The sequence below is a fragment of the Actinosynnema sp. NPDC050436 genome, from assembly GCF_040655415.1.
GTDB lineage: Bacteria > Actinomycetota > Actinomycetes > Mycobacteriales > Pseudonocardiaceae > Actinosynnema.
The window spans coordinates 215,346-227,822 of record NZ_JBFAJV010000006.1; the positions used below are offsets into that span (position 1 = coordinate 215,346).

12 protein-coding genes are annotated in these 12,477 nt (G+C 72.2%); 7 read left to right on the top strand and 5 right to left on the bottom strand.

The genetic code is table 11. The annotated features are described in order from the left end of the window. Positions 1–21: 21 nt before the first annotated feature. The 5 genes from AB0I60_RS17770 to AB0I60_RS17790 all read left to right on the top strand — a co-directional run bounded on the left by AB0I60_RS17770 (position 22) and on the right by AB0I60_RS17790 (position 4,889). Positions 22–1,290: a YrhB domain-containing protein gene (locus AB0I60_RS17770; protein ID WP_360731086.1), complete on the top strand. Its 1,269-nt coding sequence runs from the start codon at positions 22–24 to the stop codon at positions 1,288–1,290. A gap of 207 nt (positions 1,291–1,497) precedes the next feature. Further along, positions 1,498–1,920 carry a succinate dehydrogenase, cytochrome b556 subunit gene (gene sdhC / locus AB0I60_RS17775; protein WP_360731088.1) on the top strand — a complete coding sequence of 141 codons (423 nt, stop codon included), beginning with the start codon at positions 1,498–1,500 and terminating at the stop codon, positions 1,918–1,920. 2 nt (positions 1,921–1,922) lie between these two features. Next, positions 1,923–2,333, top strand: coding sequence for a succinate dehydrogenase hydrophobic membrane anchor subunit (locus AB0I60_RS17780; protein WP_015105078.1), 411 nt, complete (start codon positions 1,923–1,925; stop codon positions 2,331–2,333). Positions 2,334–2,355: 22 nt separating this feature from the next. After that, complete coding sequence (sdhA, locus tag AB0I60_RS17785; protein ID WP_360731090.1) at positions 2,356–4,107, top strand: succinate dehydrogenase flavoprotein subunit; 1,752 nt, start codon at positions 2,356–2,358, stop codon at positions 4,105–4,107. Then, complete coding sequence (locus tag AB0I60_RS17790) at positions 4,107–4,889, top strand: succinate dehydrogenase iron-sulfur subunit (protein WP_360731092.1); 783 nt, start codon at positions 4,107–4,109, stop codon at positions 4,887–4,889. The genes sdhA and AB0I60_RS17790 overlap by 1 nt, the downstream gene beginning before the upstream one ends. A 140-nt stretch (positions 4,890–5,029) precedes the next feature. Here AB0I60_RS17790 and AB0I60_RS17795 read toward each other — a convergent pair whose 3' ends face one another. Then, positions 5,030–6,307, bottom strand: a complete 1,278-nt coding sequence (locus tag AB0I60_RS17795; protein WP_360731094.1) for a serine hydrolase — start codon at positions 6,305–6,307, stop codon at positions 5,030–5,032. Positions 6,308–6,367: 60 nt separating this feature from the next. On the opposite strand from AB0I60_RS17795, the gene AB0I60_RS17800 reads away from it, so the two are divergent. Both AB0I60_RS17800 and AB0I60_RS17805 read left to right on the top strand, forming a co-directional pair. Further along, entirely contained in the window at positions 6,368–6,592 is a 225-nt protein-coding gene (locus AB0I60_RS17800) for a hypothetical protein (protein ID WP_360731095.1), read from the top strand. 28 nt (positions 6,593–6,620) lie between these two features. Beyond that, positions 6,621–6,968 (top strand): hypothetical protein, encoded by a 348-nt coding sequence (locus AB0I60_RS17805; RefSeq protein WP_360731097.1) that lies wholly within the window; start codon positions 6,621–6,623, stop codon positions 6,966–6,968. Between the two features lie 69 nt (positions 6,969–7,037). On the opposite strand, the gene yhjD is transcribed toward AB0I60_RS17805, so the two are convergent. The 4 genes from yhjD to AB0I60_RS17825 form a co-directional block, all read right to left on the bottom strand. Next, positions 7,038–8,036: an inner membrane protein YhjD gene (gene yhjD / locus AB0I60_RS17810; RefSeq protein ID WP_360731098.1), complete on the bottom strand. Its 999-nt coding sequence runs from the start codon at positions 8,034–8,036 to the stop codon at positions 7,038–7,040. A gap of 63 nt (positions 8,037–8,099) precedes the next feature. Then, the gene (gene trpS / locus AB0I60_RS17815) at positions 8,100–9,077 is read right to left on the bottom strand and encodes a tryptophan--tRNA ligase (RefSeq protein WP_360731355.1); all 978 of its coding nucleotides are present in this window, start codon (positions 9,075–9,077) and stop codon (positions 8,100–8,102) included. A 212-nt stretch (positions 9,078–9,289) separates the two neighbouring features. Beyond that, positions 9,290–9,613, bottom strand: coding sequence for a hypothetical protein (locus AB0I60_RS17820; RefSeq protein WP_360731099.1), 324 nt, complete (start codon positions 9,611–9,613; stop codon positions 9,290–9,292). A 161-nt stretch (positions 9,614–9,774) separates the two neighbouring features. Continuing rightward, positions 9,775–12,294, bottom strand: a complete 2,520-nt coding sequence (locus tag AB0I60_RS17825; protein WP_360731101.1) for a bifunctional FO biosynthesis protein CofGH — start codon at positions 12,292–12,294, stop codon at positions 9,775–9,777. Positions 12,295–12,477 lie beyond the last annotated feature (183 nt).

Below are 12,477 nucleotides of genomic sequence, written 5' to 3' on the forward strand. Positions count from 1 at the left end.
CGACCAACCGACGAGGTGCGTGTGACCCCACCACGAGGCACTGCCGAACAGTGGCTCGACCGGGTGTACGGCGGTGCGGCCGAACCCACCCGGTACGCGCTGCTGGAGACCGACCGGGTCGCGGTCTTCGGCTGCCGGTTCCGCGACGGGTCGTCGCCGATGCTGGCGGCGGCGATCGCCGTGCCGACCACCGGCGACGCGCCCTACCCGCTGCCCAACGACCGGCCGTTCGCCGACCTCGGCGTCGGCGAGGACGGCGCGGGCGGGTGGCGGGCGCCGGCCGAGCGCGACTGGGTGTGGCGGGTCAACGCGCGCAACTGCGTCGTCGCGGTGGGCGCGGTGGTCGGCGGAACGCCGGCCTCGGCCCTGCCGTGGCGGCCGTGGGACGAGCGGCCGGGCTGGTGGGACCGGCTGCGCGCGCAGCACTTCCCGCGCTCCGAGGTGGCGGCCTGCCGGGACTGGTCGGAGGTCGTCTCGGCGGTCCGCGACGGCGGCCCGGGCACCGGGGGCGTGGTGTGGGTCCGGCGCGAGCTGGCGGGCGTCGAGGTGACCGGCCACCTGGTCCACGCGCACCACGACGGCGACGAGGTCGTCGTGCTGGACGGCCTGCGCGGCGGCCCGGCCGACCTGGAGGTGGCGACGGTGAAGGAACTGGTGCTGGCCCGCTTCCCCCGGCCGCGCCCGGTGCCGTGGCACGAGCCCCGCACCCTGGGCGAGGCCGTGCGGGCGGCGGAGCGGCACCTCGCCGACACCTACGGCGGGCAGGTCGTGCTGGTCGACCCGGACCCGGCCGACGAGCTGGCCCGGGGCTGGCTGTTCGCGTGCACGACCCGGGCTTTCCTGGCCTCCGGCGACGCCCGGGACCAGATGCTCGACGCGGCGCTGGTGGTGCCCAAGGACGCCCGGCGCAGCCCGTTCGGCCTGCCCAACTCCGACCCGTGGCCGTGGCTGGCGCGCTGGGACGCGGGCGACGACGACCCGGGCGCGACGCCCGCGCCCGGCCCGGTCGCCTGGTTCGGGCCGACGACGAGCCGGCTGGGCGAGGTGACCGGCACCAGCGCGCACACCCGGTGGGGTGACGTGCTGGCCGAGTTCGCCGGCCTGCCGCCGGGCGCGGCGGGCCTGGTCTGGGTCCGCAGGATGGACCGGCGCGGCCGGGAGTCGGTCGGCCTGGTGGTGAACGCGCGGCGCGTCGAAGGCGGCTTGGAGCTGGTCGACGGGATGCGCGCGGAGCCCGTCGAGCTGTCCGAGGAGGGCGTCCTCGGGCTGCACGTGATCCATTACCGGTAGTCCCCGGCGTCTCAAGTGGACGCCTGCCGCGCAGTAGGGCAGGTCACACCGTCGGGTGAGGTGGTCCGGGGCGCGGTGGATGTCTCGTCGCTCACAGACGGCGGCGGCCGTTGGGTCGCGCAGAGCACCCGGGACTAGCATCCGGGGGTCAAGGTCCCCTTTACCACGGGGAGACCAGTCCACCACTGACGCTGGAGGCCGTTGCGCATGGCCGGCACCACCGCAACAGAGCGGTCGGGCACCTCCAAAGGAGGCGGCACGCTCTACCGTGGCGACCTGGGCATGTGGTCCTGGGTCGCCCACCGCATCACCGGTGTGTTGACGTTCTTCTTCCTGTTCGCGCACGTCCTGGACACCGCCCTGGTACGGGTGTCGCCGGACGCGTACGACAAGGTCATCGAGACCTACAAGAACCCGGTGGTCAACCTGTTCGAGGTCGGCCTGGTCGGCGCGGTGCTCTACCACGCGCTCAACGGCATCCGGGTGATGCTCGTCGACTTCTGGGCCAAGGGCCCGAAGTACCAGCGGCCGATGCTGTGGACGGTCCTCGTCGTGTGGGTGGCCGTGATGATCCCGGGCACCTACTTCATGGTGGTCCGCACCGTGTCCGAGATGTTCGGGGGTCACTGACCATGAGCGACCTGACCCTGGACAAGCCGCGCTCCCCGCGCCGCCCCGCCGCCCGCCGGAGCAACGGCGAGCTGTACAGCTGGCTGTTCATGCGCGTGTCCGGCATCGCGCTGGTCGTGCTGGTGCTCGGCCACCTGTTCATCATGAACATCCTCGACGGCGGCGTGCACCGGATCAACTTCGGTTTCGTGGCGGGCCGCTGGGCCTCCCCGTTCTGGCAGTTCTGGGACCTGGCGATGCTGTGGCTGGCGCAGATCCACGGCGGCAACGGCCTGCGCACCGTGATCAACGACTACGCCCGCAAGGACGCCACCCGGTTCTGGCTCAAGGTGCTGCTCTACGTGTCGATGGTGCTGATCATCGCCCTCGGCTCGTACGTGATCTTCACCTTCGACCCGAACATCACCTCCTGACCCGCCGCGGGGAGTCTTCGACATGCAGTTCCACAAGTACGACGTCGTGATCATCGGCGCGGGCGGTGCCGGTATGCGCGCGGCGATCGAGTCCGGCCAGCGCGCCCGCACGGCCGTGCTCACCAAGCTCTACCCCACCCGCTCCCACACCGGCGCGGCGCAGGGCGGCATGTGCGCCGCGCTGGCCAACGTCGAGGAGGACAACTGGGAGTGGCACACCTTCGACACGATCAAGGGCGGTGACTACCTGGTCGACCAGGACGCCGCCGAGATCATGGCGAAGGAGGCCATCGACGCGGTCCTGGACCTGGAGAAGATGGGCCTGCCGTTCAACCGCACGCCCGAGGGCCGGATCGACCAGCGGCGCTTCGGCGGGCACACCCGCAACCACGGCGAGGCCGCCGTGCGCCGGGCGTGCTACGCGGCCGACCGCACCGGCCACATGATCCTCCAGACGCTGTACCAGAACTGCGTCAAGCACGGCATCGAGTTCTTCAACGAGTTCTACGTGCTCGACATCTGCCTGACCGAGACCGAGGACGGCCCGGTCTGCACCGGCGCGGTTGCCTACGAGCTGGCGACCGGCGAGATCCACGTCTTCCAGGCCAAGTCCGTCGTGTTCGCGACCGGCGGCTTCGGCAAGGTCTTCAAGACCACGTCGAACGCCCACACGCTGACCGGTGACGGCATGGGCATCGTGTTCCGCAAGGGCCTGCCGCTGGAGGACATGGAGTTCTACCAGTTCCACCCGACCGGCCTGGCGGGCCTGGGCATCCTGCTCACGGAGGGCGCGCGCGGCGAGGGCGCGATCCTGCGCAACGCGTCCGGCGAGCGGTTCATGGAGCGCTACGCCCCCACCATCAAGGACCTGGCGCCGCGCGACATCGTGGCCCGGTCGATGGCGCTGGAGGTGCTCGAAGGCCGGGGCGCGGGCCCGAACAAGGACTACGTGCTGCTGGACTGCACGCACCTCGGCGCCGAGGTGCTGGAGACGAAGCTGCCCGACATCACCGAGTTCGCCCGCACCTACCTCGCGGTCGACCCGGTGAAGGAGCCGGTGCCGGTCTACCCGACCGCGCACTACGCCATGGGCGGCATCCCGACCAACATCCACGGCGAAGTGCTGCGGGACAACGACCACGTGATCCCCGGCCTGTACGCGGCGGGCGAGTGCGCGTGCGTCTCGGTGCACGGCGCGAACCGCCTGGGCACGAACTCGCTGCTGGACATCAACGTGTTCGGCCGGCGCGCGGGCATCGCCGCCGCCGAGTACGCGAACGCGCACGAGCACGTGGAGCTGCCGGAGAACCCGGCCGCCCAGGTCGAGGCGCAGGTGGCGCTGGCGCTGTCGGAGCACGGCCACGAGCGGGTCGCGGACATCCGCACCGAACTCCAGGCCACGATGGACGCGAACGCGTCGGTGTACCGCACCGAGGACACGCTCAAGACCGCGCTGCACGACGTGCAGGCGCTCAAGGAGCGCTACCAGCGGATCACCGTGCAGGACAAGGGGAAGCGGTTCAACACCGACCTCCTCGAAGCCGTGGAGCTGGGTTTCCTGCTGGAGCTGGCCGAAGTGCTGGTCGTCGGCGCGCTGGCGCGCAAGGAGTCCCGGGGCGGCCACGCCCGCGAGGACTACCCGAACCGCGACGACACGAACTTCATGCGCCACAGCATGTACTACAAGCAGGGTGAGGGCCTGTCGGCGGACATCCGCCTGGACTACAAGCCCGTGACGTTCACCCGGTACCAGCCGATGGAGCGCAAGTACTGATGACCGCTACCGCTGAAGTGTCGACGGGTTCGCGCGGCTCCCAGCCGCCGGTCCCGGACGGCGCGATCACCGTCACCCTGAAGATCCGCCGGTTCAACCCCGAGGTGGACGACGAGCCGCGCTGGGACTCGTTCGAGATCCCGGCGCTCGCGTCGGACCGCGTGCTGAACCTGCTGCACTACGTCAAGTGGTACCTCGACGGCACGCTGACCTTCCGCCGGTCGTGCGCGCACGGCATCTGCGGCTCGGACGCGATGCGGATCAACGGCGTGAACCGCCTGGCGTGCAAGGTGCTGCTCAAGGACCTGCTCGCGGGCGGCGGCAAGCAGACCACGATCACCGTCGAGCCCATCAAGGGCCTGCCGGTGCACAAGGACCTGCTGGTCGACATGGAGCCGTTCTTCGAGGCGTTCCGGGCGGTCAAGCCGTACCTGATCACCTACGGCAACGAGCCGACCCGCGAGCGGGTGCAGTCCGTGGCGGACCGGGAGCGGTTCGACGACACCACGAAGTGCATCCTGTGCGCCTGCTGCACCACCTCGTGCCCGGTGTACTGGACCGAGGGCTCGTACTTCGGCCCGGCGGCGATCGTGAACGCCCACCGCTTCATCTTCGACTCGCGCGACGAGGGCGCGGAGGAGCGGCTGGACATCCTGAACGACGTGGACGGCGTGTGGCGCTGCCGGACGACGTTCAACTGCACGGACGCCTGCCCGCGCGGCATCCAGGTGACCAAGGCGATCCAGGAAGTGAAGCGCGCGCTGCTGTTCAAGCGCACCTGAGCGGTACTCACGCGAAGAGGGGCGGAGCCGGTCGGCTCCGCCCCTCTTCCGCACTCGGGCTCGTGCAGCCCCGCCGGACCCGGCTCGGCCGTCCGGCCACGTGCCGCCCGCCGGACCCGGCAGAGCGGCTCCTCGCCCGCTCAGCCGGACTGCTGCTGCGCGGCGGCACGGGCCGCGCGGGCGGCCTTGGCCTTCTTGTTGCGCAGGTACATCAACAACCCCAGCACGAGGCCCAGGCCCGCGACCGCCGTGATCGGGCCGCCGACGTTGCCGAACGCCTTGAACATCGCCGTGTTGGTGGTGTGCGACTCCGCGACCGGCCCCACGTTCGCGCTGGTGGGCGACGGCTTGGCGTCCTGGGTCTTCTTCTTGGTCTGCGGTGCGCCGTCCACCAGCCGCCCCACCGGTTCGCCGGCGGGCAGCTCGAAGCCGTAGTCCAGCAGCTCCGCCGCCTGGTCGGTCATCTTGATCGGCGTCTGCTGCCCGCGCAGCAGGACCACGACGAGCCGGCGCCCGTTGCGCTCCGCCGCGCCGACGTAGGTGTGCTGGGCGTCGTCGGTGAAGCCGGAACGGCCTCCGAGGGCACCCTCGTAGGAGGTCAGCATCTTGTTGTCGTTGAGCACCGGCACGGTCCCGACGCCGTTGGGCGCGGGGAAGTCGATCCGCTGGGTGAGCACGGCCTGGGCGAAGTCCGGGTACCCCATCGCGGCGCGGAAGATCAGCGCCACGTCGTAGGCCGAGGTGCTGGTGCCCGGCGCGTCCAGGCCGGACGGGGTGACCGCGCGGGTGTCGAGCGCGCCCAGCTCCATGGCCAGCGCGTTCATCTTGCGGATGGCGCTGGGCAGGCCGCCGAGCCTGCGGGCCAGCGCGTGCGCGACGTCATTGCCCGACGCCATGACCAGCGCCTGCAGGAGCTGCTCGACGGTGTACTCCGCGCCGTTGCGCAGGCCGATGCAGGTGCACTCCTGGGCGATGTCGTCGGCGTTGGCGGCGACCGTGGACCCCGGCGACAGCTCCTTGGCCACGACCATCGCCAGCAGCACCTTCATCACCGACGCCGGGCGCTGGCGGCCGTGCGGGTCGTAGCCCGCGAGCACCGCGCCCGAGTCGAGGTCGGCGATCAGCCAGCCCTTGGCGGTGATGCGGTCCGGCGGCTTCTCGGCGTTGGCGGGCAGCACGATGCCGCACTCGCCCATCCGCTCGCCCCCGACCGGGTTCTCCGGCACCTCCAACGGGGGAGGCGGCTTGGTACCCGGAGCCACCTGTTCGGAGGTATCGACCGCAGGGGGTGGTGACACCCTGTTGTCGCACGGGGCGGGCTGCGCCTGCGCGGTCGAGGCGCCGAACACTGCGGTGGCCATCAGCGCGCAGGCAGCCAGCACCAGGGCAACGGGGCGTCGGGACGCGGGTGAACGCACCCGTCCAGGCTATCCACCCCGGTGAGGTGCTGCGCACCCGCCACGTCGGATACTGCACCCGTGAAGCTCTCCCGCCGCGCGTCCGTCTTCCTGGTGGCCTTCGGGGCGTGGTCGTGGGTGATCTGGCCCACGTTCCTGCGCAACATCTGGAAGGACCCCCGTTCGTGGGATGACGGCCCGACCGGGTTCTTCACCGTGCACCTCGTGCTGGTCGTCGCTTCACTCACGTTCGGCACGGTGATCGGCGTGCTGGGCGTGCGCGGTCTCCGGGCCGCCCGCAAGTAACCCACCACACCCCCTTGGAGGCTCCGCCGTGGAGTTCGTGCGCCTGCTGCTGGTGTTCCTGCACCTGCTGGGCATGGGAATGCTCGTCGCCATGTTCTTCGTCCAGAACCGGACCGGCAAGGACGGACCGCTCAACAAGGGCTGGCTGCACGGTGCGGCGCTGCAACTGCTCACCGGCGTGGCGCTGGTCGGCCTCGCCCCGCTGACCGACAAGGAGTACGACCACGTCAAGATCGGGGTGAAGCTCCTGGTCGTGGTCGTCATCGCGGGCCTGGTCGCGGTGAACCTGAACAAGCAGAAGGTCGCGTCGTGGCTCACCCCGGCCCTGGCGGGCCTGGTCGTGCTCAACGTCGGCGTCGCCGTCTTCTGGACCTGATCCACCCGCGCCCGATCCGGCGGCGCACCACCCGGGCCGGCTCACCCGCGCCGGCTCACCTGCGCGTGATCACCTGCGCCGGAACAGCGCGCCCAGCAGCCACCCCGCGCCGACCAGACCGGCGGCGGCGCGGGGGCTGGGCGCGCGGCGCACCTCCACCACCGGCCGGATCACCGCCGGCGGGGGCGGGGTCGGCGGGTCCTTGATCAGGTTCTCCCGGGCGGTGGCCGTCCACGCCGTGATGAACAGCAGGAACTGCGCCACCAGGTTCGCGAACACCAGCACACCGATCACCGGGCCGAACGCCGCACCGGCCGGCGACGCCGTCACCGTGGACAGGTAGATCGTCCCGACCTGCTTGAGCACCTCGAACCCGACCGCGGCGGCGGCAGCGCCTTTGAACGCGCTGGTCCAGCCCACGGGCTTGCGCGGCAGCTTCGCCAGCACCCACAGGAACACCAGCCAGTTCGCGGCCAGCGCCAGCACGATCGTGGCGACCTTGAGCACCGCCTCGGCCCACCACACGCCGTCCAGGCCGACGAACTCCAGCACCAGGTGCGCGAACCCGCTGCCCACCGCCGTGAGGCCGAACGAGACCACCAGGGCGACGCCCAGGCTGATCAGCGCCAGCAGGTCCTTGAAAGCGGTCTTGAGGAACGGCAGGTCTTCCTTCGCGTGCCCCCACTGGGCGGTCAGCGCGTCGCGCAGGTTGCTCATCCAGCCGAGCCCGGAGTAGGCCGCGCCGAGCAGGCCGAACACGCCGACCGTGCCCTTGGAGTCGATCGCCTGGTTGACCACCTTGTTCACGGTGTCGCCCAGCGCGCCGGGCACCGCCTCGGCGATGCCGCCCTTCAGCTCGTCCAGCAGGTCCGGCTGCGAGGCCAGCACGAAACCGGCGACGGCGAAGCCGATCATCAGCATCGGCACCAGCGACAGCACGCTGAAGTAGGTGACGGCAGCGGCGTAGTGTGCCCCGTACCGCTCGGTGTAGCGCTGGGCCGCGCGGAACAGGTGGTCCAACCAGGGGCGCTCCCGGCGCAGCCTGTCGAGCTTCGACTCTTCCGCCACGGTTGCACGGTAAGCGTTCGGATGATCACCCGCATCTCGGACGCGCCGACCACCCGGACGGCGTCAGCCCGCCAGGAAGCCGATCCGGTCGTAGGCGCGGGCCAGCGTCCGGGCGGCCACCTCGCGCGCCCGCTCCGCGCCCCGCGCCAGCACCTTGTCCAGCTCGGGCAGGTCGCCCAGGTACTCGGCGACGCGCGCCTGCACGGGCGTGACGAACTCGGTGTAGACCTCGCCGAGGTCCTTCTTGAGGTCCCCGTAGCCCTTCCCCGCGTACGCCGCGACCAGCTCGTCCACCGGGCGGCCGGACAGCGCCGAGTAGATCACCAGCAGGTTGCTCACGCCGGCCTTGCCCGCCGGGTCGTAGACGACCTCGCGCCCGGTGTCGGTCACCGCCGAGCGGATCTTCTTCGCGCCCCGCTTCGGGTCCTCCAGCAGCTCGACCACGCCGGCCGGCACCGACTTGCTCATCTTCGACGTCGGGTCCTGCAGGTCGAAGATCTTGGCGGTGTCCTTGACGATGTACGCCTCGGGCAGCCGGAACGTCCTGCCGTACCGGGTGTTGAACCGCTGCGCGAGGTCGCGGGTCAGTTCGAGGTGCTGGCGCTGGTCCTCGCCGACCGGCACGTGGTGCGCCTGGTAGAGCAGGATGTCGGCGGCCTGGAGGATCGGGTAGGTGAACAGGCCGACGCCGACCTGGTTCTCCTGGCGGGCGGACTTGTCCTTGAACTGGGTCATCCGGGACGCCTCGCCGAACCCGGTGATGCACTGCATGACCCAGGCGAGCTGGGCGTGCTCGGGGACGTGGCTCTGCACGAACAGCGTGGCGTTCTCGGGGTCGATGCCCAGCGCGAGCAGCTGCGCGGCGGAGACCCGGGTGTTCTGCCGCAGCACCTTCGGGTCCTGCTCGACGGTGATCGCGTGCAGGTCCACCACGCAGTAGAAGGCGTCGTGGGTCTCCTGGAGCGCCACCCACTGGCGGATCGCGCCGAGGTAGTTGCCGAGGTGGAACGACCCGGCGGTCGGCTGGATGCCGGACAGCACGCGGGGGCGGCCCGCCGGGGCGGCCTGACCGGCCTCGGGTGCGTTCCCGGCGGTGTTCTCGGGGGCGGGGTTCTCAGGGGCCACCACGTGATTCTCCCAGGGCCGCCCGGCGGCGCGGGAGCGGGCCGGCACTCGGCACCCGCGTGCACGCGGACCGGCACCCGGGCGCGGCGGCCCGGCACCCCGGACCCGCTGGGCTCCGGGCGGGTGGGTCAGGCGCTGGTGGGCGGCGCGGTGGCCGTGGCGGGCAGCGCGACCGCCGGAGCGGCCGGCGGCACGATCGCGGGCAGGACCGGTGCCACGAGCGGGGTGGCGAACTCCTCGGACTTCGCCCGCACCACGGCGGCCCGGCGTCGGCGGACCAGGCCCGCGACCAGGCCGACCACCCCGGCGGCCACCGCGATGACGCCGACCGGCGTGTTCACCGACGACGCGCCCAGGGCGGCCGTGCTCGTGCCCGCCAGGGCGACGCCCGCCGTGACCAGGGGCGACACCGCGCCCAGGACCACACCCAGTGCTGCACTGCGTCCGCGCACCGCCGAGCCTCCTCACCACCACCGCGTCACCGCTACGGGTGAACCCTGTTGACGGACGGCCGCGAACCTACCGAAGCTGTGGGGCTCCGGCGGGGAGAACGGTGGAAAAGGCGGCCGGCCGCAGACTAACCACGACACTCCCCGTGATCATCCCCGGGGCCTCACCCGGGGGTGCCGACCCGCCCGTACGTCGTGGTGCGCTGCCGGGCCGGACGGCCGGCCAGCGCGGCGGTGTCGTGCAGTTGCCGGGCGGTCCGGGCCGAGCCGTGCTCGGAGCCGGCCATCCGGCTGATCGTCTCCTCCATGAGCGTGCCGCCGAGGTCGTTCGCGCCGCCCCGGAGCACCTCGGCGGTCCCCTCGTCGCCGAGCTTGACCCACGAGCACTGGACGTTGTCGACCCGCCCGTGCAGCGCGAGCCGGGCGAACGCGTGGACGGCCCGGTTGTCCCGGCGCGTCGGGCCCGGCCGGGCGACGCCCGCCAGGTAGATCGGCGCGTTGCGGTGCACGAACGGCAGGCCGACGAACTCGGTCAGGCCACCGGTCCGGTCCTGGAGCCGCGCCAGGGTCCGGAAGTGCCCCAGCCAGTGGCCGGGGTGGTCGACGTGGCCGTACATCATCGTGGACGACGACCGCAGGCCCACCTCGTGCGCCGTGGCGACGACCTCCAGCCAGGTGGCGGCGGGCAGCTTGCCCTTGGTGAGCACCCAGCGCACGTCGTCGTCGAGGATCTCGGCGGCCGTGCCCGGGATCGAGTCCAGGCCGGCCGCGCGCAGCTCGGTGAGCCACTCGCGGACGCTCACGCCCGCCTTGGCCGCCGCGCTGACGATCTCCATCGGGCTGAACGCGTGGACGTGCATCCCGGGCACTTCGGCCTTGATCGCCCGGACGACGTCCGCGTAGTAGGTGACCGGCAGCTTGGGGTCGATGCCGCCCTGCATGCAGACCTCGGTCGCGCCCTGGTCCCACGCCTCGCCCGCACGGGCGGCGACCTCGTCCACGCTGAGCCGGAACGCGTCCGCGTCGCGCTCGCGCTGGGCGAACGCGCAGAACCGGCAGCCGACGTAGCAGACGTTGGAGAAGTTGATGTTGCGGTTGACCACGTAGGTCACGTCGTCGCCCACGACGTCGCGGCGCAGCTCGTCGGCCAGCCGGGCCATCGCCTCCAGCGCCTCGCCGTCGGCGGTCAGCAGCGCCATGGCCGCGTCGGTGTCCTCCAGCAGCCCGGCGGGGTCGTCGGCGGCCAGCCTGAGTGCGCGGGAGGTGTCCTCGGGCAGCCTGGACGCGGCCACCGGCACGCTCAGCGAGCCCCAGTCGCCGTAGACGGAGTCGAAGTCGCCGCGCCGGTCCCCGGTGCGGCCCTCGGTGTCGATGGCGGTGTGCAGGTCGGCGCGGCCGTAGGTGTCCAGGCCGCCGTCGGGCTCCTGCCACTCGCGGCCGACCACGGGCGCGTCCGGGTCCGCCAGGCCGTCGTCGCCGGCCAGCGCGCGGACGTGCCCGGTGAGCCGGGTGTCGATCCACTGGCCGGGTGCGGAGCGCACGTAGCGCGGGTAGACCGCGAGGCGCTCGCGCAGCTCGAACCCGGCGGCGCGGGTGAGGTCGGCGAGCGCGTCGACCTGCGGCCACGGGCGCTCGGGGTTGACGTGGTCGGGCGTCACCGGGGACACGCCGCCCCAGTCGTCGACACCCGCCCGCAGCATCAGCCCGAACTCGTCGCCGACCAGGTTCGGCGGGGCCTGGACGCTGGTGGACGGCGGCATCACCAGCCGCGCGACGGCGATCGCGGCGGCCAGCTCGCGCAGGTCGGCGTCGGGCATCCCGCGCATCGCGGTGTCCGGCTTGGCCCGGAAGTTCTGGATGATGACTTCCTGCACGTGCCCGTACTGGCGGGCGATCCCGCGCATGGCCAGCAGCGACTCGGCGCGCTCGGTCACCGTCTCGCCGATGCCGATCAGGATGCCGGTGGTGAACGGGACGTTGACCCGGCCCGCGTCGGTGAGCACCCGCAGCCGCACGGCTGGGTCCTTGTCGGGGCTGCCGTAGTGCGGGCCGCCCTTCTCGCTCCACAGCCGCTCGGCGGTGGTCTCCAGCATCATCCCCATGCTGGCCGCCACCGGGCGCAGCCGTTGCAGCTCCTCCCAGCTCAGCACGCCGGGGTTGAGGTGCGGCAGCAGCCCGGTCTCCTCCAGCACGGCGATCGCGCTGGCCCGCACGTAGTCGAGCGTCGACTCGTAGCCGCGCGCCTCCAGCCACTCCTTGGCCTGCGGCCAGCGCTCCTCCGGCCGGTCACCGAGCGTGAACAGGGCTTCCTTGCACCCCTGCGCGGCGGCCCGGCGGGCGATGTCGAGCACCTCGTCGCGCTCCAGGAACGCGGCGGGCAGGCGGTGCGGGACGGTGGCGAACGTGCAGTAGTGGCAGCGGTCGCGGCACAGCCGGGTCAGCGGGATGAACGCGTTGCGGCTGTAGGTCACGACGCCGGGGCGGCCCTCGGCGAGCAGGTGCGCGTCCCGCACCCGGCCCGCCGCCGCCAGCAGGGCGTCCAGGTCGTCGTCCCGGGCGTGCAGCAGCACGGACGCCTCGGTCACGTCCAGGACCGCGCCGTCGGCGGCCCGGCGCAGCGCGCGCCGCATCGCCGCCGGACCGGGGTGGGGCTCGGGCGGGGTGATCGAGATGTCCACGGCCACGTCAACGACCCTAGGCGGCCAAAATTCCAGCGCGGCCACCGGGAGTGAGATGAGGCACGTTCACCCGGCACGACCCGGCGCCCGCGCCGACACCGCAGGGCGCGGGCCGCACCCGCTCAGGCGATGCCCGGCGAGCGGCTCACCTCCACCTCGCGCGGTGCGCGGCATGCCGCTCGCCTCCCC

Coding starts and splice junctions, on each gene's coding strand:
- AB0I60_RS17790 (WP_360731092.1), top strand. CDS start 4,107: ATGACCGCTACCGCTGAAGTGTCGACGGGTTCGCGCGGCTCCCAGCCG.
- sdhC (WP_360731088.1), top strand. CDS start 1,498: ATGGCCGGCACCACCGCAACAGAGCGGTCGGGCACCTCCAAAGGAGGC.
- AB0I60_RS17780 (WP_015105078.1), top strand. CDS start 1,923: ATGAGCGACCTGACCCTGGACAAGCCGCGCTCCCCGCGCCGCCCCGCC.
- sdhA (WP_360731090.1), top strand. CDS start 2,356: ATGCAGTTCCACAAGTACGACGTCGTGATCATCGGCGCGGGCGGTGCC.